This window comes from Microbacterium sp. GW821-FHT01D02 (genome assembly GCF_059422585.1).
The window spans coordinates 627,128-651,990 of the sequence record NZ_JBWKXB010000003.1 but is presented as its reverse complement, the minus strand read 5'-3'; the positions used below and the strand labels follow the sequence as shown (position 1 = coordinate 651,990).

19 protein-coding genes and 1 tRNA gene are annotated in these 24,863 nt (G+C 70.7%); 11 read left to right on the top strand and 9 right to left on the bottom strand.

Annotated features, from left to right (window positions below; translation table 11 throughout):
• Positions 1–15 precede the first annotated feature (15 nt).
• The 5 genes from AC07VM_RS16695 (at position 16) to AC07VM_RS16675 (ending at position 7,151) form a co-directional block, all read left to right on the top strand.
• Positions 16–1,479 carry a DUF3375 domain-containing protein gene (locus tag AC07VM_RS16695; RefSeq protein ID WP_494912320.1) on the top strand — a complete coding sequence of 488 codons (1,464 nt, stop codon included), beginning with the start codon at positions 16–18 and terminating at the stop codon, positions 1,477–1,479.
• Positions 1,472–2,134 (top strand): DUF4194 domain-containing protein, encoded by a 663-nt coding sequence (locus AC07VM_RS16690; RefSeq protein ID WP_494912318.1) that lies wholly within the window; start codon positions 1,472–1,474, stop codon positions 2,132–2,134. Before AC07VM_RS16695 ends, AC07VM_RS16690 begins: the two co-directional genes overlap by 8 nt.
• The gene (locus tag AC07VM_RS16685) at positions 2,131–5,490 is read left to right on the top strand and encodes an ATP-binding protein (RefSeq protein ID WP_494912317.1); all 3,360 of its coding nucleotides are present in this window, start codon (positions 2,131–2,133) and stop codon (positions 5,488–5,490) included. The genes AC07VM_RS16690 and AC07VM_RS16685 overlap by 4 nt, the downstream gene beginning before the upstream one ends.
• 68 nt (positions 5,491–5,558) lie before the next feature.
• The gene (locus AC07VM_RS16680) at positions 5,559–6,053 is read left to right on the top strand and encodes a hypothetical protein (protein ID WP_267418303.1); all 495 of its coding nucleotides are present in this window, start codon (positions 5,559–5,561) and stop codon (positions 6,051–6,053) included.
• 84 nt (positions 6,054–6,137) lie between these two features.
• A complete protein-coding gene (locus AC07VM_RS16675) occupies positions 6,138–7,151 on the top strand; it encodes a DNA topoisomerase IB (protein ID WP_494912315.1) in 1,014 nt (337 codons plus the stop codon).
• Here AC07VM_RS16675 and AC07VM_RS16670 read toward each other — a convergent pair.
• Both AC07VM_RS16670 and AC07VM_RS16665 read right to left on the bottom strand, forming a co-directional pair.
• A complete protein-coding gene (locus AC07VM_RS16670; protein ID WP_494912313.1) occupies positions 7,117–8,121 on the bottom strand; it encodes a hypothetical protein in 1,005 nt (334 codons plus the stop codon). The two genes, AC07VM_RS16675 and AC07VM_RS16670, sit on opposite strands and share 35 nt — an antisense overlap.
• Position 8,122: 1 nt before the next feature.
• Positions 8,123–8,620 carry a hypothetical protein gene (locus AC07VM_RS16665; RefSeq protein ID WP_494912312.1) on the bottom strand — a complete coding sequence of 166 codons (498 nt, stop codon included), beginning with the start codon at positions 8,618–8,620 and terminating at the stop codon, positions 8,123–8,125.
• Positions 8,621–8,775: 155 nt separating this feature from the next.
• On the opposite strand from AC07VM_RS16665, the gene AC07VM_RS16660 reads away from it, so the two are divergent.
• Together AC07VM_RS16660 and pepN are read left to right on the top strand one after the other, a co-directional pair.
• On the top strand, positions 8,776–11,229 hold the full coding sequence (locus AC07VM_RS16660; protein ID WP_494912310.1) for a tetratricopeptide repeat protein: 2,454 nt from the start codon (positions 8,776–8,778) through the stop codon (positions 11,227–11,229).
• 49 nt (positions 11,230–11,278) lie between these two features.
• The gene (gene pepN, locus AC07VM_RS16655) at positions 11,279–13,765 is read left to right on the top strand and encodes an aminopeptidase N (RefSeq protein ID WP_494912309.1); all 2,487 of its coding nucleotides are present in this window, start codon (positions 11,279–11,281) and stop codon (positions 13,763–13,765) included.
• Here the strand turns inward: pepN and AC07VM_RS16650 are convergent.
• Together AC07VM_RS16650 and AC07VM_RS16645 are read right to left on the bottom strand one after the other, a co-directional pair.
• Entirely contained in the window at positions 13,737–14,639 is a 903-nt protein-coding gene (locus AC07VM_RS16650) for a phosphotransferase (protein ID WP_494912308.1), read from the bottom strand. The two genes, pepN and AC07VM_RS16650, sit on opposite strands and share 29 nt — an antisense overlap.
• 2 nt (positions 14,640–14,641) lie before the next feature.
• Entirely contained in the window at positions 14,642–15,280 is a 639-nt protein-coding gene (locus tag AC07VM_RS16645) for an MBL fold metallo-hydrolase (protein ID WP_494912307.1), read from the bottom strand.
• 149 nt (positions 15,281–15,429) lie between these two features.
• Here AC07VM_RS16645 and AC07VM_RS16640 point away from each other — a divergent pair.
• Positions 15,430–15,502: transfer RNA gene (locus tag AC07VM_RS16640), tRNA-Glu, on the top strand.
• Positions 15,503–15,593: 91 nt separating this feature from the next.
• Here AC07VM_RS16640 and AC07VM_RS16635 read toward each other — a convergent pair.
• The 3 genes from AC07VM_RS16635 to AC07VM_RS16625 are packed head-to-tail and all read right to left on the bottom strand — an operon-like array spanning position 15,594 to position 18,697.
• A complete protein-coding gene (locus AC07VM_RS16635) occupies positions 15,594–16,925 on the bottom strand; it encodes an acyltransferase family protein (protein ID WP_494912306.1) in 1,332 nt (443 codons plus the stop codon).
• A gap of 54 nt (positions 16,926–16,979) precedes the next feature.
• A complete protein-coding gene (locus tag AC07VM_RS16630; RefSeq protein ID WP_494912305.1) occupies positions 16,980–18,140 on the bottom strand; it encodes a DUF4349 domain-containing protein in 1,161 nt (386 codons plus the stop codon).
• On the bottom strand, positions 18,137–18,697 hold the full coding sequence (locus AC07VM_RS16625) for an RNA polymerase sigma factor (protein ID WP_494912304.1): 561 nt from the start codon (positions 18,695–18,697) through the stop codon (positions 18,137–18,139). Before AC07VM_RS16625 ends, AC07VM_RS16630 begins: the two co-directional genes overlap by 4 nt.
• 269 nt (positions 18,698–18,966) lie before the next feature.
• Here AC07VM_RS16625 and AC07VM_RS16620 point away from each other — a divergent pair, with 269 nt between their 5' ends.
• Positions 18,967–19,971 carry a TerC/Alx family metal homeostasis membrane protein gene (locus AC07VM_RS16620; RefSeq protein WP_267418315.1) on the top strand — a complete coding sequence of 335 codons (1,005 nt, stop codon included), beginning with the start codon at positions 18,967–18,969 and terminating at the stop codon, positions 19,969–19,971.
• Positions 19,972–19,995: 24 nt separating this feature from the next.
• On the opposite strand, the gene AC07VM_RS16615 is transcribed toward AC07VM_RS16620, so the two are convergent.
• Together AC07VM_RS16615 and AC07VM_RS16610 are read right to left on the bottom strand one after the other, a co-directional pair.
• Positions 19,996–21,309, bottom strand: a complete 1,314-nt coding sequence (locus tag AC07VM_RS16615; RefSeq protein WP_494912303.1) for an LLM class flavin-dependent oxidoreductase — start codon at positions 21,307–21,309, stop codon at positions 19,996–19,998.
• Positions 21,306–22,601 (bottom strand): O-acetylhomoserine aminocarboxypropyltransferase/cysteine synthase family protein, encoded by a 1,296-nt coding sequence (locus AC07VM_RS16610; RefSeq protein WP_494912302.1) that lies wholly within the window; start codon positions 22,599–22,601, stop codon positions 21,306–21,308. Before AC07VM_RS16610 ends, AC07VM_RS16615 begins: the two co-directional genes overlap by 4 nt.
• A gap of 190 nt (positions 22,602–22,791) precedes the next feature.
• On the opposite strand from AC07VM_RS16610, the gene leuC reads away from it, so the two are divergent.
• Complete coding sequence (gene leuC, locus AC07VM_RS16605; protein WP_494912301.1) at positions 22,792–24,237, top strand: 3-isopropylmalate dehydratase large subunit; 1,446 nt, start codon at positions 22,792–22,794, stop codon at positions 24,235–24,237.
• Positions 24,238–24,240: 3 nt separating this feature from the next.
• Positions 24,241–24,837, top strand: coding sequence for a 3-isopropylmalate dehydratase small subunit (leuD, locus tag AC07VM_RS16600; RefSeq protein WP_105721078.1), 597 nt, complete (start codon positions 24,241–24,243; stop codon positions 24,835–24,837).
• Positions 24,838–24,863: the final 26 nt, after the last annotated feature.

Sequence of the window (24,863 nt, the reverse complement as noted above, 5' to 3'; positions counted from 1 at the left end):
GAGTAATGTGAATACGTGACAGGAACACGAGCAGAAGCGGCATTCTCCCGCGCTGTCACCGCATTCAGCACACCGACCCTGGATCTGCTCCACGGGCGGTTCGCCCCCTTCGTGGTCGCGGCGCTCTCGCTCCTGTTCACCGCCGACCGGGCCTCCATCCCGATCGCGGACGCGCAGGCCGAGCTCACCGAGATCCTCGATGAGCTGCGCGGTGCGGGCGACGAGGAGGACGAGCGTCGGGTGCCGGCGGGAACGGGCCGCGACGTCGCCAGGAACTGGGTGCGGCTGGGCTGGCTGGTGCAGCAGATCGACGAGGACGTCGAGGTGTACCGTCTGTCCGCGCACGCGGTCGAGGCACTGGAGATCGCCGGACGCACGGGCGGGGGGAGGACGCGGGTGTCCAACTCCCGGGTGCGCACCCTGCTCGAAGCCGTCGAGCACCTGGCGGACAGCGCCGAGGCCGACCCCGTCCGCCGACTCGCCCGTCTGCGCGAAGAGCGCGCCGCGCTCGACGCCGAGATCCACCGGATCGAGGAATCCGGGCGGGCGGATCCGCTCGACGACGAAGAGCTCTTCGAGGAGGCGGAGAACGTCCTGCACCTCGCGCGGGAGCTCCCCGCGGACTTCACGCGCGTCGCCGAGTCGTTCAAGCTGATGCAGCGGGATGTCGTCGCCCATCTGCGGCGTGACGAGCGCCCGACCGGCGAGGTGCTCCGCGAGTATCTGCAGCGCGCGCAGGACGTCATGAACGCCACTCCGGAGGGGCGCGCGTTCGCGGGCGCCCTCCGGCTCATCGGTGACCCGGAGCGGATCGACGCGCTGGCCGAACAGCTGCACGGGCTTCTCCGGCAGCCGTTCGCCCGCATGCTCGACGACACCCAGCGCGCCGAGCTCGACGCCATCGGGCGTCGCGTGGAACTCGGCGTCGAGGAGGTGCTGGCCGCCCAGCGGCGGGCATCGCACGTGATCACCGGACAGGTGAAGACGCACGATCCGCTGCGGGACCGCCAGATCGACGATCTGCTGCGCGACGTCATCGCGGCGCTCCATGTCTGGGACGGCACGCGAGCGAGTGACGCCCCCGTGCGCAGCCTCCCGCTCGTCGACCTGGGCCACCTCCGACAGACGGTGAGCAGCATCCGCCCGCCCGCCGTCCCCGCCCCTCTCACCGACGCCGCCGACGTCGAGTTCCTCGACATCGACACGCGCGCGTGGGGCGGCCCGCGCTACGCCGAGCTCGAGGAGTACGTCGCCGGGCTCGGTCGGGAGTTCGACCTCGCGGAGGCGTTCACGGAAGCCGCGGACGACACCCGTCGCCCCGTCGACCTCCTCGGCCTGCTCGAGATCGCCCACCGCAACGGGATGACCGAGAGCGAGGACGTGTCGGTGGTCGAGGCGCGTCGTCCCGACGGCTCCACGCGACGGTTCGCGTTCGGGGCCGTGACGGCACGCAACACGAAGGAAGAAGCACATGTCTGACGCGAGCATCGCGACCGATGCGCCCGTCGATGACCCGTTCATCGCGCCGGTCCCCATGGAAGACGACGGCGAGGAGCACTTCGCCGGTGATCGGGGGACGCTCGACCCCGAGATCCGACGGGTGCTCGTGCACATCCTCCAGCGACGGTTCCTCTCGGCGGAGCGCAACCGTCGGGAGTGGAAGCTCCTGCTCGACCACCAGCAGGTGATCGAGTCGCGGCTGAACGACCTCTACCTGCGCCTGGTCGTCGATCACGGCCGGGGGTTCGCCTACAAGCAGCAGCTGCGCTCCGACGAGATCGACATGCCGGTGCTGCTCAAGGACGCGCCCTACACGCGCGCCGAGACGCTGGTGCTCGTGCACCTGCGCACGGTCTACCAGCGCGAGTCGGCCGCCGGCGAGGCATCCGTCCGGATCGACATCGAAGACCTCGAGCAGACGGTGCTGAGCTACTTCACCGACGTCGACGGGGGCACCGCCCGCCAGCAGAAGGCGATCCGCAACGCGATGGACCGTCTCGATCGGGAGGGCATCATCCAGGAGGAGACCAGCGGCCGCTACCGGATCAGCGCGCTCGTCGAGGTCGTCCTCAGCGCGGAGACGCTCAAGGAGCTGCGCGATTGGCTGCGTTCGCAGGAAGTGGTGGAACGATGACCATGGTCGACACGCTCTTCGGGCTCATCCCCTCGGGCTCACGGGGACAGCAGTGGGTCGCGGAGGAGCTGCAGCTGATCAACTGGGGCGGCTACGACGGCGGCCCGCATCGCGTGCGCTTCTCGCCGAACGCGACCCTGCTCTGCGGCGGCTCGGGTTCCGGGAAGTCGACGCTGATGGACGCGTACATCGCCCTGATGATGCCCCACACCACGCCGTTCAACGGCGCCTCGAACGGCGGGGTGACCGGTCGTCCGCGCGGCGACGAGCAGCGGAACATCCTCTCCTACGGGCGCGGGAAGATCGATGAGTCGCGCACCGAGGACGGCACGAAGCTCCGTGTCCTCCGCGGCGACGGCGAGGACACGTGGAGTGCGATCGCGACGACCTGGCTCGACCATGACGGGTCGCGGTTCACCGCCGTGCGCGCGTGGTACATCCCGGCGGATGCCCGCACCCTGGAGGACACCACCCGCGTGCGGGCGACCGTCAACGGGGCGTTCGAGCTGACCCGCCTGGAGCAGGCCGCGGCGCAGCGGCTCTCCGACGCATCGGTGCGCGCGGCAGGGCTGGAGACGCTGGCGACGGACCGCGAGTTCTCCGCACGACTGCAGGCCGTGCTCGGCATCGGCGCCGCCGGGTCCGGGGCGAAGGCGATGAGCCTGCTGGCGAGGATCCAGGCCGGTCAGCAGATCACCACGGTGGACGACCTCTACAAGAAGCTCGTGCTCGAGGAACCCGAGACCATGGCCACCGCGGATGCCGTCGTGGCGCACTTCGACGAGCTGGAGAGCACCCGGACCCGGATGCTCACCGCGAAGCAGCAGGTGGGTGCGCTCGAGCCGATCCGCGGGATCAAGGATCGCATCGCCGCGGCCGCCGAGCGCGTGCGCGTGATCGACGAGGTGGGGGTGTTCGCCGATCCGTCCTCTCTCGCCGCCTTGTGGAATGCGCAGCGGCGTCTGGATCTGCTCCGCGAGGTCGAGCTCGAACTGGGCGAGAAGACCCGTGCGCTGAGCCTCGCCGTGCGCGAGAGGCGTGCGCTCGTCGACGCGGCCGACGTCGAGCGCGAGGGGCTCCTCGACGTGCTCCGGCAGTCCGGTGGAGACCGCCTGGAGACGGCGCAGCGCGAGCTGCGCGTCGCCGAGCGCCGCGTGGAGGAGGTGCGACGGGAGCGGGCGAAGTTCGACGCGATCGTCGGTGAGCTCGGGGTGCAGGTGGAGTCGGCCGCGCAGTTCGACGCGCTCGTCTCCGGCGGCCGCGGCACCGCGCCGAAGGGCGACATCCGCGACGCGCGTGCCGCCTTCGCGGACGCGGAGACGGCGCGCCGGACGCTCGAGAAGGAGATCGCGCGTCTCCGCGACGAGCGCGCGCGCACGAGCCGCACGCGCGGCAGCATCCCCGCCCACCTCGACGAATCCCGCGCCCTGCTCGCGGAGGCGGCCGGCCTCGCGCCATCCGATCTGCCGTTCGTGGGCGAGCTCATCGAGCTGCGGACGGAGTTCGAGCCGTGGCGCGAGGCGTTCAACCTCGCTCTCGGGGGCTTCGCGCGGACGCTGCTGATCGACGCCGAGCAGCTGCCGGCCTTCCGCGCGGCGATCAACACGGTCCGCACCCCGGAGCGGTTGAACTACGAGGGCGTCCACGTCGGGCTCCCCGAGGTCCGCAACGCCGACCCGAAGACACTTCCCGGCCGGCTCGACCACCTGCCGACCCCCTTCGCAGGCTGGCTTCAGCAGCGTCTGCAGGACCGCTTCGGCTACGTCTGCGTGGACTCCTCGTCGCAGCTCGGCGATCACCAGAAGGCCCTCACGATCAGCGGTCAGATCTCGCAGGGGAGCCGGGGCGCCCACGGCGGCCAGGGCCGCGCCAACGTCCTGGGCTTCACCAACGACCGTCGACTCCGCGAGATCGAAGAGGAGCTGCAGCGGCTGGCCGACCGCTACGAGGAATCCGCCTCGGCTGCTCGCGACGCCGAGGCGACGCTCGACCGCATCGAGGCGAAATCGACGGCCTACGCGAAGATCGAGGACCTCACCTGGGAGCGGGTGGACGTCGCCGCGGTGGAGGCGGAGCGCGAGCGCTGGCTCGCCGTGGAAGCCGAGGTCACGACCGCCAGTCCGGAGATCGCGCAGCTCAAGCGGCAGGCCGAAGACCTCCGGTCGCGGGCCGGCCGCCTGCGCGACGAGGCCGCACGGCTGGACAACGAGCTCACGCAGGTGCAGGAGCGCTGGGGGCAGGTGACCGACGACGTCGACGCCTGTCAGCGCGTGATCGACTCGGCCACAGAGGCCGGTGTCGTGCTGGCGGAGGGACACACGTCCTTCCTCGACGGCCGTTTCCTGGACACCGATGCCGGGGACGACCGGACGGCGGCCCAGCGGCTCGCGCACCTCGACACCGCCCTGCGGACCGCCGCGCAGCGCCTGCTGGAGGACCGCCGGGAGGCCGCCGAGGCGCATGAGGTGCAGCGCGAGAGCATGCGCCGACTCATGACGGGATTCCTCGAGCGCTGGGACAACCTCACGATCCTTCCGGATCCGGATGCCTCGGTGGGGGAGTTCGAGAGCATCCTCGAGGCGCTGCAGACCAACGGCCTCCACGAGCTGGAGATCGAGTGGCGCGACAGCCTCCTCAAGCTCTCGGGGAACGACCTCACGAGCCTCGACTCGACGCTCAGCCGCTCGCTGCGCGAGATCAAGGACCGGATCGACCCCATCAACCGGATCATGGAGGAGCTGCCCTTCTACGACGACGACCACCGTCTGCAGATCACCCCGCGCGAGAACCAGACGGAGGCCCGCAAGCGGTTCCGCCGAGAGCTCCGAGAGGTCCGCGGACTCATCGAGGCCGCGTCGACGGATGCCGAACGGGAGACCGTCTACCGCAAGATGGGTCGCCTCATCGCGCGGATGCGCCGCACGGCCCCCGACTTCGCCGAGCTCATCGACGTGCGCAACCACGTGCGCGTGAGCGCGGAGCGCATCCATGCCTCCACGCGGGCGCACGTCGCGCTCTACGACCACATCGGCGAGAAATCCGGAGGCGAGTCGCAGGAGCTCGTCGCGTTCATCGTGGGCGCGGCACTGCGCTATCAGCTCGGTGACGCGGGAGCGCCGCGGCCGCGGTACGCGCCGGTGTTCATGGACGAGGCACTGATCAAGGCGGACGCGCACTTCACCAAGCGGGCGATCGGCGCCTGGCGAGGGCTCGGCTTCCAGCTCGTGATCGGCGCGCCCAACGACAAGTACAGCGCGATCGAGCCGCACGTCGACGTGGAGTACGACATCCTCAAGGACACCCGGGGCCGTTCCTGGGCGAAGGCGAAGGTGGGCCTGCCGGAGACCGCCGAGTGATCGACGGCGGGCCCGGCATCCATCGAATGGACGAGGTCGGCGGCGTGCGGACGCAATAGGCTCCGAGCATGGCTCTGGAGTCTCTGTTCCTCCGGCTCGACCGGATCGCGGGCGGGCGGCAGGCGGGTGTCGCGATCAGCGAGGCCGACCGCACGCACCCCAAGACCGTGCGCGCGTTCACCTGGATCCTCTGGCTCCTCGTCGCCGAGCTCGTGATCGGCGTCGGCGCCGTCGTGGTCGCGCTGGCCCTGGCGGTGGACGGGGAGTCCGTGTCGTTCGCGGTGTGGATGCGGACCCTGGTGGTGCTCGCGATGACGGCCACGCTGTTCTACTTCGCCTGGAGGGCGCGGCGCGGATGGCGCTGGGCCTATCAGCGGCTGCGTCTGTTCGCGCAGATCTTCCCCGTCATCACGCTCGTGATGGCCGCGATCCCCGGCCTCTACCCGCTGTGGATGGTGTCGGAGCAGATCGTGTTCAGCCTCATCATGATCGGCATCGCGGACTTCCTCACGAGCGACCACATGCGGAAGACGTTCGCGGCCCCTCGCGCGGCGGACGGATAGCACGGCAGGGCGCCGTGCGCCACTCCCTTCCCCTGTCCGTCGCGGCTCGGCATCCTCGACGGAGACGAATCGAGAGGGGCACCGATGGCGAGACTGATCCGCGTCGTACCGGGGGAGGATCCCGGCTTCCGGCGTGTGCGCTCCGGGTCGGGATTCCGCTACGTGGATGCGGCGGGGGAGACCGCGCCGGAGGCCGACCGCGAGCGGATCCACGACCTCGTGATCCCGCCCGCCTGGCAGCACGTCTGGATCGCCGCCGATCCGCTCGCGCACATCCAGGCCGTGGGCGTCGACGGCGCTGGGCGCAAGCAGTATCTGTACCACCCGCTGTGGCGCGTCACCCGCGACCGCCGCAAGTTCGTGCGCGCCCTCGACCTCGCGGCCGCACTCCCCAGCGCCCGAGCGCAGGTCACCCGGGCGCTCAAGGAGGAGGGGCAGACGAAGGAGCGCGCCCTGGCCATCGCGTTCCGACTCCTCGACGACGCCGCGCTGCGGATCGGCTCGGAGCGGTACCTCGTGCGCCACGGCAGCCGCGGGCTCACGACGCTGCGGCGACGTGATGTGCGCGTCTCGGGCAGCGAGGTGGCGCTCTCGTTCCCCGCCAAGAGCGGGCGCACCGCGTCGATCGAGATCACGGACGAGTCGCTCGCCGATGCCCTGACGGACTTCGCCGCCGGGAAGTCGGGTGCCTTCCTCCTGGCGCATCGTCGCGGACGCCGGCGAGTGCGCATCACTCCGGCGGAGGTCAACGCGTATCTGCGGGAGGTGACCGGGGCGTCCTTCACCGCGAAGGACTTCCGCACCCTGCACGGCACCATCCTCGCCGCCGACGCGCTCGCCCGGATCGGGGAGCTCGACCGCCGGAGCGAGCGCAGTCGGGCCGAGCGCCTCGCGGTGCAGGCCGCCGCGACCGCACTGGGCAACACCACCGCCGTCGCGCGCGGCAGCTACATCGACCCACGGGTCTTCAGCCAGTACGCCCGCGGCCGCACGCTCGACCTGTCGGTGTCACCGGAGACGGCCATTCGCCGCCTGCTGGGCGGCCCGGAGATCTCGAGGAAGGTCAGCCGACGAGCTGCAGCCAGACGAGGGCGATGAGCATCGGGACGAGCGGCGTCGCGACGGCGGCGACCACGGGCCACCAGCGCACGCGCGTGTCCACGGTCCTCGCGCGCTCGCTGAGCGCGTCGCCGTCGCGGCGGAGGACATCGGCACCGACAGGTTCCGCGGCCTCGTCGCGATACAGGAGCGTGCGGCGCCCGAACCGGTCATGGAGCGCGGCGATCACAGTGAGGAACCGGCGCAGCTCGCTCTCGTCCGTGAGGTCGACGGCGGGGAAGTAGACGTGCAGTGTGCTGTCCACGATCTCCAGATCGAGGTCCGCGCTCTCGTCCAGGATGATCGCCATCAGGTCGGGGGTGAGCACGTAGAGCGCATCCGTCTCATAGCCCGCGGGCACGGACACCTCGAACACGTCGCTGAAGTCGCCCTCCAGACGCAGCTGCGAGCGCCCGGTCGGCCGCCGGGGGAGAACGCTGAGAGCACCCGCGCCGCGCCGTGAGCGGAGCGTGATCCGGGGCACCTCGGAGGGGAGCGGGATCCGGACGGCGCGGACGGTGTGCGTGGTCGCGCCTTCGCGGTCCCCGACTACGAAGGCGCGTTCGACGCTGTCGAAGGGGAGATCGGTGTCCCGCGCGTCGAGGTGGTCCTGTGCCGTCCGGCTCCCGCGGTCGATCTGCTCGTCGATGGAGCCGCCCCACACCCGGTCGCCGACGCCCGCGCGATATCGCCATCCGAGTGCGGCGGCGATGCCGGCGAGGATCTCACGTCGCCGTCGATGACGGCGGATCGTCAGCGCGGCGTAGGCGACGAGCGCGGCTCCCGCGAGCATCGTGCCCAGCTGCGCGAGCACGAGCCCGGTGCCGTGCAGTCCGAACCCGACCGGCAGCAGGTAGAACGCCACGGCGGCCGCTACGACCAGATAGGCGGCGGACGCGCCGACGAGGAGCATGCCGTCCCGCGCGGGCGCGCGGCGCGCGACGGCATCACCGGGAGGGGAGATCGTCACGTCAGGGCTTGTACACGATCGCGATGTTCAGCTGACCGCTGTCCCGCGCCCAGGCCAGCCAGCGGGGCTCGCCCGTGCTGGTGAGTCGCTGGATCGGGACGACGTGGATGCCCTGCTCGGGACGGCTCAGCGCGCGGAACTCCGGCTTCTTCGAGATCCAGATGGTGCCGCCGCCGTCCCAGGGCTCCAGGCACGTGTAGACGTAGCCGTGCGCGCGCAGGTTGATCCGGTCGGCGAGACTCTCGGCTTCCCGTCGGAGCTCCTCGACGGCGTCGGCGGGCACGGTGCCGTCGACGGTGAACGCCGCGACGTCGTAGACGTTGCCCTCGCCGAAGTCCCGGGTCGTGAGGATCGTCAGCTCGGTGACGCCCTTGTCCGAAGAGCGCGTCCACAGGGCGTGCGAGTTCTTGGCTCGCTTGTTCATGAGGAATCCGCCGAAGTTCACCTTCTGGAAGGCGAAGTCGTCGAGCTTGGCGGCGATCTCTGCACGGGAGGTCATGGGGGTGTGTGTCTCCTTCTCCGAGAGACGGGCGGCCTCTCCGTCGAGCGAGCCTAGGAGGGGCGGACACGGCGTCTTCGGAGTCCGAACGAGTCCGAACGAGTCCGAACGGTGGGGGCGCATCCGGCGACGACGGCCTGCCATAGGCTCGACTCATGCCCGCTCCGCGCACCCTCGATGAGCTCTGCATCGGGCTCGGACGGCTGCGGGCGGACGCGGGCTCGCCGTCGTATGCGGAGATCGCCCGACGCATCGGTCGGGTGCGCGATGCCGCGGAGCCGCCCAAGGTGACGGTCTACGACTGCTTCCGTCCCGGGCGCCGGCGCGTGGACGATCGGCTCGTCGGGGACATCGTGCTGGTCCTCGGCGGCGCCCCCGACGCAGCGGAGCGGTGGCGCGAGACCGCGCGCATGCTCAACGGGGAGAGGTCGGGCGTCCACATCGAGGTGACGCTCGCCGTCCGCGATGCCCCGGGCGCCGCGATCGGCAGGGAGGATCTGCTCGCCGGCCTGCCGGGTGCCGACGTGCTGGTCCTGACCGGGCTCCCGGGGGCGGGCAAGAGCACCGTGGCAGCGGCGGCGGCCGGATCGGAGCCCGTGCTCACCGTGCAGCTGCGCGAGTCGGAGCCCGAGCGTCCGCACGCCGACCCGATCGACATCCTGCGCCGCATGCTGGGGGCGCTCGGTGTGTGTTCACTGCCGTATGAGCTGCCGCGGCTCCGCGAGAGGCTGCAGACGGCCGCGCGGGGCACGACCGTGATCCTGGAGGACGCCGCCGACGCGCGACGGCTCTCCGCGCTCCTCGTCCCCGGGGTGCGATTCCTCGTGACGTCGCGGGGGGACCTGGGAGGACTGGAGGAACGCATCCGCTCGAGCGACCTCCGCCTCGCACGGGTCCTCGTGCCGCCGATGGCCGAGGACGACGCGCGCCGGCTGCTCGCGAGCCTGCTGTCGGCGGGCGATTCGGAGAGCCCCCGCGGTGCCGAGGGCGAGATCCGCGCCGACGCGCTCCGGCGGATCGTCGCGGTGGGCGGGGGCCTCCCGCTCGATCTCGTGATGCTGGCCGGAATCGTCAGGGAGCACGACGGGTGGTCGTTCCAGGACCTCGCGTCGCGCTTCGAGCATGAGCCCCGCGATGCCCGCATCCGCCCGGTCCTGGAGGCGGCCACCCGCTCGCTGTCCCACGCGGAGGCCGACCTGCTCGCCGACGCCGCCCTGCTCGACAGCGGCATCGACGAGGACGTGCTCATCGCCGCCGGTGGCCCCGACGCCGCCGCAGACCTCGCGCGACTCCATGCCCGGCACCTCGTCGAGCGGCAGGCCGGACACGTGCACATGCATGCCACGGTGTTGGCCTTCGCGGCCGAGCGATCGCGCTCGCTGCGGCCCTCCTCTTCGCGGCGCGGCTTCGTGGCGAGGGCGTCCGAGGCCGTCCTGGTGCGGATCGGCGAGGATCCCGACTACGCGGCCCGCGAGGTCGCCACGGTGCTGGCCGTCGCGGCCGCGGCGCGGGAACATGGACAGGACGCCGCCGTCGAGCGGCTCGCCATCGCGGCCCATCCCGCTCTCTCGCGCTGGTCGCTGTGGGGCGAGTCGCTGCGGCTGCACGATCTCGCGGCCCGCGGCGAAGGACTCGACCTCGTGCCGGAGATCGCCCTCGGTGTGGCGCACTGCGCCGAGAAGCTCGGCCGCCTGGACGAGGCGCTGATCACGCTGCACCGGGTGCGCCGGATCGCGACCGGATCGGCGCTGGCGCGGACCTGGAACCAGATCGGCAACGTGCAGCGGTGGATGAGTCACCTCGACGACGCGCTCGAGTCCTATCGACGCGCGATCGGTCACGCCCGAGCCGCGGGGGACCGCGTCGTGGAAGGGCGCGCCACCGGGAACCATGCGGACACCCTCCGGATCCTCGCCCGGTACCCCGAGGCGCGGGACCGGTACGGCGTCGCGCTGACGATCGCGCGGGAAGAGGGCGACGACCTGAACGTGGCGGTCGTGCGCGGCAACCGGCCGCTGCTGCTGCTCGCCGTCGGGCAGCTCGACGAGGCGGAGGCGGAGCTCGAAGATCTGCTGGCCGAGTCGAACGTCGACTCGCTCCCGTTCGTGCGGAGAACCCTGGCGCTCGTGACGGAGGCGCGCGGCGACGATGTGCGAGCCCGCGCGCTGTGCGCGACCGCGATGCGGACCGTGCAGATCGCGGGGGAGTTCGCCACCTCCGCCGACCTCGAGCTGCTGGGCGCCCGCATCGACGGCCGTGCCGGCGACGTCGGGAGGGCGACGGAGGTCGCCGGGAGCGTGCTGCGCGAGGCGGAGCGGGCGGGGTCGCCGTTGATCGCGACCGAGGCGGCGAACTCCCTGGCCGAGATCCTCGTGCGCGCGGCCGTCGGTGAGGCCGCGCCGGCCGGTCTGCTCGCGGATGCGGAGCGCCATGCCGGGGAGGCCCGCAGCACGGCCGAGGCGACGGGCGACCGGGCGGAGGTGGCACGCAGCGACGGGATCCTCGCCGCGATCGCCGCAGCGAGAGGGGACGCGGAGGCCGCCGCGGCATTCGCCCGGGCATCCGCGGAGGAGTACGCCCGCATCGGGCATCGGCTGCGACCGGCGTGACGCCACGGACGGGGCGGTCCTCGAGGCCTCCGGATGACAGGATGGAGGCATGGACACAGCCAACCTCACCCGCGAGGAGACCGCCGCGCGATCCGCAGCGGTCACCGTGCACAGCATCCGCGTCGAACTCGATCTGACGGGCGCGCCGGAGCGTGCACGCACAGGCTTCCCGACCGTCACGACGCTCGAGTTCGATGCCACGGTCGACGCCACGTGGCTCGACTTCATCGGCGAAGAGGTGCGGCGGGTCGTGGTGAACGGCGCGGAGCAGGCGGTCGACTACGACGGAGCCCGGATCGCGCTGACCGGCCTCGGCGCCTCCAACGTGGTCCGCGTCGAGGCGGTCGGCGCGTACAGCCGCTCGGGCGAGGGACTGCACCGGTTCCACGACCCGGTCGACGACGAGACGTACCTGTACACGCAGTACGAGCCGGCGGACTCGCGACGGGTCATGGCCTGCTTCGAGCAGCCCGACATGAAGGCCGCCTACACATTCCTGGTGGATGCGCCGACGGGGTGGGAGGTGCTCTCCAACCAGAGTCCCGCGCACACCGACCTCGGCGTCGGTGTGCAGCGCGTGGAGTTCGCTCCGACCCTGCCGATCTCGAGCTACATCACCGCCGTCGCGGCCGGTCCCTACACGCGCGTCGACGGCACCTGGGAGCGCGACGAGCAGCACGTCGCGCTCGGCGTGTTCGTGCGACGGTCACTGGCGCCGCACCTGGAGGCGGAGGAGATCCTCGAGGTCACCCGACAGGGGCTCGACTTCTTCGCCGACGCGTTCGCCTATCCGTACCCCTGGGGCAAGTACGACCAGATCTTCGTTCCCGAGTACAACCTCGGCGCGATGGAGAACCCCGGACTGGTGACCTTCACCGAGGCGTACCTGTCGCGGGGTGCCGCCACCGAGGCGCAGCGCGCGGCCCGGGCGAACACGATCCTGCACGAGATGGCGCACATGTGGTTCGGCGATCTCGTGACCATGACGTGGTGGGACGACCTGTGGCTCAAGGAGTCCTTCGCGGACTACATGGGTGCGCATGCCTCCGCCGTCGCGACGCGCTTCCACGACGCCTGGGTCAAGTTCGCCGCGAGCCGCAAGGCCTGGGCGTACCAGCAGGACCAGCTGCCGACGACGCATCCGATCGTGGCGGACATCACCGATCTCGAGGCCGCGAAGCTGAACTTCGACGGGATCACCTACGCCAAGGGCGCGGCCGTGCTCAAGCAGCTCGTCGCCTTCGTCGGCGATGACGCGTTCTTCGAGGGCGCCCGCCGCTACTTCGCCGCCAACGCCTTCGGGAACACCACGCTCGAGGACTTCCTGGTGCAGCTGAGCGCGGTCTCCGGACGCGACATGAGCGACTGGTCGGCGGCGTGGCTGCAGACCTCGGGCGTGTCGACGCTGTGGACGGAGACCGACGGCGAGGGGCGGAGCGTCCTGGTGCAGACCGACCCGCGCCCGCACCGGCTCCGCATCGGCCTGTACGCGCGCGTCGACGGGCGGATCGTGCGACGCGAGCAGCAGGAGCTCGATGTGATCGGCGAGCAGACCGCCGTGGATCTGCCGGAGGCCGACCTGATCCTCCTCAACGACGATGACCTCACGTACGCGAAGGCGCGGCTGGACGAGCGCTCGCTCGCCACGGTCGAGGAGTCCCTGTCCGCGATCGACGAGCCGCTCGCCCGCGCGCTCGTCTGGTCGTCGCTGTGGAACGCCACGCGCGACGGCGAGCTCGACGCGGCGCGCTACGTGCGGATCGTGCGGACTCATGCCCCCGCCGAGTCGAACATCGGGCTGCTGGCGGGCGTCCTCGCGAACGCCGCGTACGCGGTGCGTCACTTCGTCGCCGATGCCGACCGCGCCACCGAGCAGCGGACGTGGACCGAAGCCGCATGGAGCGCGCTGCAGGCCGCCGACGCCGGCAGCGATGCGCAGCTCTCCTGGGCGAGGGCGCTCGCAACGGCATCCGCCTTCGACGACGTGCACCACGAGCAGGTGCGCGCCCTCCTGGACGGGGATGTGCCCGACGGCCTCGTCGTCGACCCCGATCTGCGCTGGCAGCTCCTCACGGCGCTCGTCACGACCGGGCATGCGGACGCCGCCGACATCGCGGCCGAGCAGCAGCGGGACGACACCGGCAGCGGGCGCACCGCGGCACGACGGGCGCGGGCATCGCGTCCCGATGCCGCCGTGCGGCGCGAGGCCTGGGACTCCGCGTGGGGTGATCTGTCGCTGAGCAACGACCACCTCGACGCCGAGATCGAGGGATTCCGGGCCGGTGGCCGTCGCGACCTCATCGCGGGCTTCGACGCGGCGTACTTCGACCGCATCGCGTCGGTCTGGAACGAGCGCAGCATCGAGATCGCGAGGCGGCTCGTCCTCGGACTGTTCCCCGCGACGGAGTCGTTGCAGCAGGTCGACTGGTGGCTCGCGGAGAACCCGGAGGCACCGGCAGCACTCCGACGCCTCGTGGTCGAGCAGCGCGATCACCTCGCGCGCGAGCTCAGGGTGCGGGGAGTGCTGCCTCGCTGATCAGCTCTGCGGCCGCGTCGAAGCCGAGTGCGCGCAGGTCGTCGCGGTCGTCGCTGGCATGGCAGAAGATGGCCGCGACGGCGGCGGCCCAGGCGCGCGCACGCGTCCAGGTCGCGTCGTCGTAGCGGTCGCCGGTGGCACGGCGGAAGATCTGCCGCCCGGCCCGGTCGAAGGCGAGCCAGCCCGCGGCGAGGTCGTAGGCGGGGTCTCCTGCCGTGACGTCGCCGAAGTCGATGAGCGCGGAGAGCCTGCCACCGTCGACCAGGATGTTCCCCGGGTGCAGGTCGCCGTGGATCCACACGGACTCGGCCGACGGCTCGGCCTCGAGACCCGTCCGCCAGAGGCGTCCGAGAGGATGAGCGATCTCCGCGGGGAGTTCGTCGAGGCGGTCGCGGATGCTCTCGTCCCGGGTCGCCAGCGGAACGCCGCGGACGGGATTGCGGGGCACGTCCGCCGGCGCGGGTCGATGGAGCGCGAGCAGGGCGGTGGCGAGCTGCGCGGCCCACGTGGTGTTCTCGGCGCGCGCCAGGCCGAGTGCCTGCTGTCCGGGCAGCCACGGCACGATCGCCCACGGCCACGGGAAGACCGGGTTCGGCGAACCGGCCCGCACGGGCAGCGGGGTGCGCACGTCCACGGCCGCCAGAAGGGGCGCGATCAACGGCAGCGCTTCCTGCTCATGCGAGATCAGAGGAGCGGACACGGCCCGACGGGGGATGCGGACGGCGAGCTCGGCCCCCAGGCGCCAGGTCACGTTGTCCCAGCCCTCCGCGACGCGGGTGAGGGGGAGCAGCGCGAGATCGGGGGCGACGGTGCGGATGAGCGCGCGGACGCCGTGTTCGTCGAGTGCGTGCTCGGCGGCGGGGGAGTCCGCCACGATCAGAGATCGAGCGTGTCGCCGGGTTCCAGCACGGAGAACTCGCCGCCACCCTGCTCGGTCGCCCACTGCAGACGCTGACGGTGCATGTTCTTGCCGATCGTCGACAGGGTCATGTCGTGGGTGCCGAAGGCGCGACGCGGTGCCACGGCCAGGACGAAGTCGATGGCGTCGCCGACCTTGAGCCACGGCGCCCCCAGCGGCGCGGCGAGGGTTCCCACCGTGACGCCCTCCGGGACCGCGTACGAGTCGCCCGGGTAGTAGAGCTCGTCGTTCACGAGCACCCCGACGTTCTCCACGACGGGAAGGGAGGAGTGGATGATCTCGTGCGTCCCGCCGAAGAAGCGCAGCGTGAATCCGTCGACCTCGACGGTGTCGCCGGGGGACACGACGGTGATGTCGTACCCCTCCGCGGCGCGTGCGACGCCGGACGGAGCGAAGATCGGCGTCCCCGGCGCCGCGGTCAGCAGACGATCGAGGTGCTCCGGCGTCCAGTGGTCCGGGTGCTCGTGGGTGAGCACGATCCCGGAGAGACCGGACAGGTCGGACAGCGGAGTGGTGAAGGATCCGGGGTCGATCACGAGGGTCTTCCCGTTCGCATCCAGACGGAGGGCGGCATGTTCGAACTTGGTGACGCGCATGACAGCAGTCAACTCCTTCGCCCGCGTCACGGCAAACGAAAATGGCGCGCCACGCCCGGGCGTCGAGCACGGGCGGCCTCGATTTGGCGCAGCGAGAATCGCCGTGGCATACTTGAACGGTTGTCGCGCGACGGAAACGTTCGCCAGACGGCCCCATCGTATAGCGGCCTAGTACGCCGCCCTCTCACGGCGGTAACGCGGGTTCGAATCCCGCTGGGGTCACACAACAAAGAGAAGGCCTCCGGTTCGCCGGGGGCCTTCTTCGTTGTCCGCCCTTCTTCGTTGTCCGCCCTTCTTCGTTGTCCGCCCTTCGTCAGAGACCGGGTACTCCTCCGGGCGCCGTGGAGCGCGTCAGCCACAGTGCCGCCGCCGCGCCGGCCGCGGCGATCGCGGCGAGCGGGAAGTCCAGCCCGTACGCGGTGATCGCGATGATCGGAGCGACGAAGACGAGGACGGCGAGCACCGTCGTCAGGGGCGCGGGCCGGAGCGGGCGACCGAGGGGCGGAACCTTCTCGAAGCGGCCCAGCCACCGGGAGAGCAGCAGGACGACGGCCAGCACCACGACGAAGAACACCGGGCGCGTCCACCACCACGCCGGGCTTCCCGGAGCGGGCAGCGGGAGCGGCAGGAGGAGCTCCACGCCGATGAGCACCATGATCGTCGGGAGGTGCCAGAGGTAGATCGTCATCAGCCGGGAGCCGACCAGGAACACGGCGCCCTGCGCGGCACGCGTGCGCATGAGGGCGGTGAGGGGCGCGTGCAGGAGTGTCAGCGCCGATGCCTGGATGACCGCCAGCACGGCCATCGTGGCGGTCGGCGGCCACTGGTTCCCGAGCATGCTCTGCGTGTAGCCGCCGAGCGACACGAGCCCCCAGAGAACGCCGTAGCCGCCCACGATCGCCCCGAGGAGCTGCCACCAGCGGCGGCGGGCGAACCAGCCGTCGTAGAGGAAGAAGCCGACCTGCTGCGCGAAGAGCCAGACGAACAGGACGTTGGGGATGCCGAACAGCTCCTGTCCGAGGCCGTAGCCGCCGGGAGTGACGGGGTCGATGCCGAGGACCCCGCCGATGAAGAGGAACCGGAAGGCGTCGACGGCCAGTGCCGCGGCGAACAGGAACAGGAGGATCCAGGCGCCGTACCGCTCGTGCAGGCGCATCAGGGTCGGAGCCAGGGCCTGCGCCGTCATGTAGGCCGCGAGGAACCAGAGCGGCGATCCGACCCCGATCGCGATCGTGTCGACGAGTCCCTGATCGATGCCGAGCATCCTCGTCGCCCCGAGGGCGACCGTGAAGAACAGCAGAACGGGCAGCGCGGGGCGGGCGAGGCGCGCCAGTCGCACGCGGACGAACGCGTCGGCCGTCTCACCGCGGGCGACGGCAGAGCGCCAGCCTGCCCGCGCCGCGTAGCCGCCGACGACGAAGAACAGCGGCATGATGTTCGCGATCCAGGACGCCGCCGTGAACCAGGACTGGGCCTCGAGCGTCTTCTCGATCAGCAGCGACCCGTCGGCTGCGCGTCCCACCCCGGTGAAGAGGACGTGCACGAAGACCACGAGCAGGACGCAGGCGACGCGCACCAGATCGAGAGTGAGATCGCGCCCGGCCGGCACTGTCCTGGTCGTCGGTTCGGTCGCAGCGCTGCTCATGGCACTCGACCTTAGCGGCCCGGGGGAGGGCGCTGAGGTTCCGGCGGCGGATTCTCAGATCTCGTCGGTGTCCGTCTGCTCCGTAGCCGTCTGCGCGGACCGCTCAGACGCGCGGCGACGGCTCCGGCGTGCCCGGCGGATCAGCCAGATGACCAGCACCACGACGCCGGCGACCGCGATCCACGGGAGGAGGAACCCGACGGCGATCACGAGGGCGTTCAGCGACACGACGAGACCGTTCCAGCCGGCCAGGAGGCCGTCGCCGAAGCCCGCGGGGTCGGCGGTGGTGGCCGCGGCCTCGCGCGTCAGCTGCACCTGCAGCGACGACATCGCGACCTGATCCTGCAGCGCCTCGAGCTGCTGCTCGTAGGACTCGAGCTGGGCCTGCCGGTCGGTGAGCGCGACCTCCGCCTCGATCAGCTCGGAGACGCTGCCGGACTGCGCCATCAGCTCGGTGAGGCGCTCGACCGAGGCCTTCGTGGAGTCGACACGGGCCTGGAGGTCGATCGAGACCGATGTCACGTCCTGCTTCGACGTCGACGACGAGAGCACCTCGCCGGTGTCGCCGAGCGCCGCGATGACGTCGGGAAGATCGGCGGAGGGCACGCGGATGCCGATCCACCCGTACGCCGAATCGGCGGGTGCGGGCTCGGAGGTGCCGTCGACCGCGAGGGACTTGCCGATCTCGGTGCTCTCGACGTAGCCCCCGTGCTCCTCGGCGAGTGCCGCGATCGCGGTGGCAGCCTCGGGGATGCTCTTCACCTGCACGGTCGCCTGCGCCGTGGCGATGATCTCGCGGTCGCCGTCGGGCACCGCGGTGCCGGGGAGCATGGCGCCGTCGAGACCCGGGCTCAGTGCACCGTCCGGCAGCGACTCCGGCGCCACGCCCGTGATCTGGTCCGACGACGAGGACTCGGCCGACGACTCCGCAGAGGTGTCGCCCGACGAGCCACCGGAGGTGCTCTGCCCCTCGACGGAGATCGACGAACCTGCGACGCTGCCCAGGATCGGGGGAGTGACGAGCACGCCGACCACGAACGCCGCGGCGATGCCGCCGCCCGTGAGCCAGCGCCGACGGCGGGTGCGGGCCTTCGCGACGGCCGGATTCGCGGGCGCGCGCTCCGTGGCGATCTCAGCGAACACCGACTCCTCGATCCGTGCGATGGTCTCGTCGGACAGCGCGGGGAGGTCGTCGTGGACGTTCTGGTCGTTCATGCGTCTCTCACTTCCTTGACGGCGCCCCGCAACTGCGTGCGCACTCGGGAGAGACGGTTCCGGACGACGGCATGGGTCACGCCGAGCTCCTCGGCCGCCGCCTGGTAGGCATAGCCCTCCGAGGCGCACAGGCGGAAGATCTCGCGGTCGAGCTCGCTCAGGGTGCCCACCTCGGCAGCGATCCGCGCCGCCAGCTCAGCGGTGATGACCTGCTCCTCCACGCCCACGGTCTCCGGGAGCTGCGTCTCGTCGACGGCATCGGCGGTGTGCGCTTGGTCGCGGCGACGCTGTCGAAGCCGGTTCGCTGCCTGGAAGCGGCAGATCGTGGCCAGCCACGGCAGGATCGACTCGCCCTGCAGCTCGAGGCCCGGGAGCTTGCGCCAGGCGACGACGAACGTCTCCTGCGTCACGTCCTCCGCATCGGCGGGCGATGCGAGTATCCCCTGGGCGATCCAGTAGACCGGTCGGACATGTGCGCGGTACAGCTCGCGGAAGGCGCTCTCGTCGCCACCCGCGGCCTGGGCCGCCCATTTCTGATCACTCGTCTGCACGGGCATCCTGATTCCGTTCGGTGTCTCTCACCCGGTAAGTGTCGACGGATGCCCCATAGTCTCAGATCCGCGGGCGTGCCGATCAGGGCCGGTCATCTGTTCCCCACGATGCCACCGCTCCGGTAGCATTGCCCGGGCGAGAGGGAGTATCCCGGATCCGCGCGTAACGTCATCACGAGCACCGTCATCGCTGCTCCGGGCGCGCGACGCACTTCTGTGCGGGGGAGAGACTTTCGACTCATTCCCGACCCCTCCGCGAAAGGTGCAGTGCGCCCTTGGAAATCCCCGTCTGGTTCGAGATCACCTCGATGGTCGTCCTCACGATCATCCTGATCGGCGACCTGCTCCTCATCCGGCTGCGGCCGCACATCCCTTCGACGAAGGAATCCACCCTCTGGGTGGTCTTCTACGTCGGCCTCGCGCTGCTGTTCGCGGTGCTCCTCGGGAACGTCGGGGGCTGGCAGAACGCGGGCGACTTCATCACCGGCTGGGCGCTGGAGTACAGCCTCTCCATCGACAACCTGTTCGTCTTCGTGCTGATCATGGCCCAGTTCGCCGTGCCGCGCCGCCTGCAGCAGCAGGTCCTCATGGTGGGCATCATCATCGCGCTCATCCTGCGCGGGCTGTTCATCCTCGCGGGCGTCGCGATCGTCGAGAACTTCTCGCCGATCTTCTACATCTTCGGCGCCTTCCTCATCTGGACGGCGATCCGTCAGGCGATGCCGGACGGCGACCACGAGGGCGAGGTGCAGCGCGAGAACTTCATCGTCCGGCTGCTGCGTCGCCGCGTCGACATCAGCGAGACGTACGACGGGTCGAAGATCCGCACCACCGTGGACGGCAAGCGCATGTGGACGCCCATGGTGATCGTCTTCATCACGATCGGCGTCACCGACCTGATCTTCGCCATCGACTCCATCCCCGCGATCTTCGAGATCACCACGAACGGATTCCTCGTCTTCTCGGCGAACATCTTCGCGCTCATGGGGCTGCGCCAGCTGTACTTCCTGCTGGGCGACCTGCTCGACCGTCTGCGCTACCTGCACTACGGCATCGCCGTCATCCTTGGCTTCATCGGCATCAAGCTCATCCTGCACGCGCTGCACGTGAACGAGCTGCCGTTCATCAACGGCGGTCAGCATGTCGAGTGGGTGCCGGACATCAGCAACATGGTCTCCCTCGGCGTGATCCTCGCCTCGATGACCATCGCGACGGTCGCGAGCCTGATCGCCTCCTCGCGCGAGAAGCGTGCGGAGAAGAAGGCCGCGCTCAGCGAGTGACCTCGCGGCGGACCTGCGCCCGGCTCAGAACTGGCGCAGGTTCGCCTGCAGGCCGCCCTCCGCGTACTCGCGGCGGAGGATGCCGCGACGGCGCAGGATCGGCACGAGCTCGTCGAGCGTGCGGTGCAGCGTGACCGGGTGGAAATCGCCCCAGAGCAGGATGCCGTCGTTGCCCCAGTCGCCGAGCTCCTCGATCAGGTCGGCGAACTCCTCGGCGGTGCCCACGAATCCGGTGCGATCCGTGATCCGGCCCGCTCGCGCGAGTGCGGTCAGATGCGCACGCAGCGGGGCGTCCTCCCCGCGGTCTCCGACAAGACGCTGGATGCTCCCGCGGGAGACGTGGGCGCCGAAGAGGGAGAGGTCGAGCGGGCGGTCGAGGTCGAGCGAGGTGAGATCCGTCTCCAGGTCGCTCGACTGCTTCCGGGCGATCTGCACCAGAGCGGCGTCATCGGGGTGCGCGGACGCGGCGACGATGCGGTCGGCCTCCTCGCTGGACGACGTGATCACCGGCTGGATGGCGAAGAGGATCTTGATGTCCTCCGGGCGCCGTCCCTTCGCGATGGCGGCCTCGTGCACCTTGGCGCGGTAGGCGCGCACCGACTTCTCGTTCAGCGGCGCGAGGGCCAGCTGGACATCGGAGTTCGCCCCCGCGAAGCCGAGGCCGCGGCCGGAGCCGCCGGGGGAGACGATGGCCGGCTCGCCGTCGGTGAAGGGGATCGCGTTGAGCGGACCGTCGAAGGAGAAGTACTCGCCGCGGTGACGAATCGGGCGCAGCTTCGACCCGTCCGCGTAGACGTCGGTCGCGCGGTCAGCGACCAGTGCGCCGTCGTCCCAGCTGTGCCAGAGCGCGCGGATGCCGTCGAGCCACTCCTCCGCGCGGTCGTAGGCCTCGTCGTGGCCGAGCTGCGCGGCGTCGGAGAAGTGGCGCGCGCTTCCGGTGTCCGTCACGACGTTCAGGCCGAGGCGGTGACCGCTCAGGTGCTGCAGGGTCGCGAACTGCCGCGCCGAGGTGAAGGGCAGCGAGGCCGCGGGGTTCACGGTGGGCACCACGCCGAGGTGCTTCGTGGCCTGGAACAGGTACGGTGCGAGCAGCAGCGGGTCGTGCTTGGGGCCGCCGAAGGCATGGCGCACACGGATGTCGATGGTCTCGGGGGAGCCGAGCGAGGGGCCGTCCTCGATGATCACGAGGTCGAACCCGGCCTGCTCCAGGGTCCGGGCGGCGTCCTGGTAGATCTCGGGACGCGTCCAGTCGTAGTCCCAGTCCAGGGAGGGATAGCCCCACCCCTGCGGGCCGAAGCCGCGCGCGAGGAACCAGCCGAAGTGCTGCGGGCGGCTCATGCGACGGTCTCCCGCGCACCGGCGAGCACCCGGGCGAGATCCGAGATGAGGTCGTCGACGTCCTCGATCCCGACGGACAGGCGCAGGGTGCCGGGGCGGACGCCGAGTGCCTCCCGCTCCTCCTCGGTGCGCTGCGCGTGACTGGTGGTTCCCGGATGCAGGACCAGGGAGCGCACGTCGCCGATGTGGGTCATGTGCGTGAAGACTTGCACCTCTTCCACGAAGCGCCGCGCGGCGGGAAGTCCGCCGCGGAGCGTGAAGGTGAAGATCGAGCCGAATCCGCCCTCCAGGTAGCGGAGCGCCGTCTCGTGGTCCGGGTGCGAGGGGAGCCCGACGTAGTCGACGCTCTCGACCTCGTCGTGCGCTTCCAGCCACTGCGCGATCTTGAGGGCGCTGGCGGACTGGCGCTCGACCCGCAGACCGAGGGTCTCGGCGCCCTGACCGATGAGGAAGGCGTTGAGCGGCGAGGGGGACGACCCGAAGCGCGGCGCCACCGACTCGCGGGCATAGCCGATCCGTGCCCGGCCGCCATGGCGCGCCACGACGCTCGGCGTGCCGCCCCGGCCGGGGAGCACGAGGTGCGGGGCGTTGTGTCCCGCGCGCTCGGCATCGAAACGGCCGTCGTCGACGATCACCCCGCCGAGCACGGAACCGTGTCCGGCGATGAACTTGGAGGCGGAGTGGACGACGATCGCCGCGCCGTGCTCGATCGGACGCAGGAGCGCGGGGGTGGCCAGCGTGTTGTCGATGATGAGCGGGACGGCGGACTCGTCCGCGATCGCCGCGATCGCGGCGATGTCGAGCACATCGTTGCGGGCGTTGGCCAGGGACTCGGCGAACAGCGCGCGGGTGTTCGGGCGGATCGCGGAACGCCAGGCGTCCGGGTCGGCGATGTCGTCGACGAAGGTGGTCTCGATGTCGAGCCGGGCCAGGTTGTCGAGGAAGAGTCCGCGGCTGCCCTCGTAGATGTGGGTCGACGACACGATGTGGTCACCCGCACCGGCGACGGTGAGCAGCGCGGTGGCGACGGCCGCCTGTCCGCTGGCGACCAGGACCGCGTCGGCGCCGCCTTCGAGGTCGGCGAGCTGACGCTCCACCGCGCGTACGGTCGGGTTCCCGGTCCGGGTGTACCCGAAGCCGGTGCCGGTGCTGAAGTGGTCGGCCGCATGGTCGAAGTCGTCGAACTCGAAGCCCGCCGTGAGGTAGATCGGCGTCGCGCGGGACGCGGCGGTCTCGCGGCTCCTCGCCGCGTGGACCGCACGGGTGGCGAAGCGGGCGGTGTCGACGGTCATGCGGTGCCTCTCGGTCGTTCGGGTGCTCAACAGAGTGTCATGACGGGTCGGAGCATGTCCCGGCGGTGGTAATCTGACGTCATGCGGACCGTCCTCCTTCTTCTTAGGCGCCGCGACGAGACCTCGATCTGAGCCCCTCCTCGTCGCGGAGTCCATCGTGGGCCGAACCGCCATCCACAGGAGACACGCAATGACCACCACCGCAGACGGTGCCGCTTCCGCACGCCGCAGGACCCTGGCCGAGAAGGTCTGGGACGATCACCTCGTCGTCAAGGGCGAGAACGGCGAGCCGGACCTCATCTACATCGACCTGCACCTCGTGCACGAGGTCACCAGCCCGCAGGCCTTCGACGGTCTGCGCAGCGAGGGGCGGCCGCTGCGCAGACTCGACCTGACGATCGCGACCGAGGACCACAACACCCCGACGTGGGAGATCGACAAGCCGATCGCCGACCTGACCAGCCGCACGCAGATCGAGACGCTGCGACGCAACGCCGCCGAGTTCGGTGTGCGACTGCACTCCCTGGGCGACGCGGAGCAGGGCATCGTGCACGTCGTCGGCCCCCAGCTGGGCCTCACGATGCCCGGCATCACCGTGGTCTGCGGCGACTCGCACACCTCCACCCACGGCGCGTTCGGCGCGATGGCGTTCGGCATCGGCACCAGCGAGGTCGAGCACGTCATGGCCACGCAGACGCTGCCGCTCAAGCCGTTCAAGACCATGGCGATCAACGTCGAGGGCACCCTGCGCCCCGGCGTCACCGCGAAGGACATCATCCTCGCCGTGATCGCCAAGATCGGCACCGGCGGCGGTCAGGGCTACGTGCTCGAGTACCGCGGCAGTGCGATCCGCGCCCTCTCCATGGAGGGGCGCATGACCATCTGCAACATGTCGATCGAGGCCGGTGCCCGCGCCGGCATGGTCGCCCCCGACGAGACGACGTTCGCGTACCTCGAGGGCCGTCCGCATGCCCCGAAGGGCCAGGACTGGGACGACGCGGTCGCCTACTGGCGCACCCTGCCGACCGACGAGGGCGCGACCTTCGACGCCGAGGTGTCCATCGACGCCGACCAGCTCGAGCCGTTCGTCACGTGGGGCACCAACCCCGGTCAGGGCAGTTCGCTCTCGGCCTCGGTGCCGAACCCGGCCGAGATCGCCGACCCGAACGAGCGGGCTGCGGCCGAGCGTGCGCTGGAGTACATGGCCCTGACGCCGGGCACCCCGCTCAAGGAGGTGCCGGTCGACGCGGTCTTCATGGGATCGTGCACCAACAGCCGCATCGAGGACCTGCGCGCCTTCGCGTCGATCATCGAGGGCAAGAAGAAGGCCGACGGCGTGCGCGTCATGGTCGTCCCCGGCTCTGCTCGGGTGCGTCTGGAGGCCGAGGCCGAAGGACTGGACAAGGTCATCAAGGACTTCGGGGCGGAGTGGCGCTTCGCCGGCTGCTCGATGTGCCTGGGCATGAACCCCGACCAGCTCGCGCCGGGGGAGCGCTGCGCCTCCACCTCGAACCGCAACTTCGAAGGCCGCCAGGGCAAGGGAGGCCGCACGCATCTCGTGTCGCCCCTCGTCGCCGCGGCGACCGCGATCCGCGGCACGCTGTCCAGCCCCAGCGACCTGACGGAAGGGATCTGAATCATGGAGAAGTTCACCACTCACACCGGCATCGCCGCGCCGCTGAAGCGCTCGAACGTCGACACCGACCAGATCATCCCGGCCGTCTTCCTCAAGCGCGTCACCAAGACCGGCTTCGAGGACGCGCTGTTCCACGGCTGGCGCCAGGACCCGGAGTTCGTGCTCAACCAGGCGCCTTTCCAGGGTGCCTCCATCCTGCTCGCGGGCCCCGACTTCGGGACCGGATCGAGCCGCGAGCACGCCGTCTGGGCGCTGCGCGACTTCGGCTTCGCCGTCGTCCTCAGCCCGCGCTTCGCGGACATCTTCCGGGGCAACTCGGGCAAGCAGGGGCTCCTCGCCGCGACGATCTCGGAAGAGGATCTCGAGCGGTTCTGGGCCGAGATCGACCGGAATCCCGGGGTTCAGATGACCGTCGACCTCGAGGCGCGCACCGCGTCGATCGGTGACGTCCAGGCCGAGATCGGGATCGACGATTACACTAGATGGCGGCTCCTCGAAGGGCTCGATGACATCGGGCTCACGCTGCGCAATGAAGACAAGATCGCGCAGTTCGAGGCCCGTCGCGAGTCGTGGCGGCCCCGAACCCTTCCCGTCCAGTAGACGGTGGGGGCGGGGGAGCCAGGGGC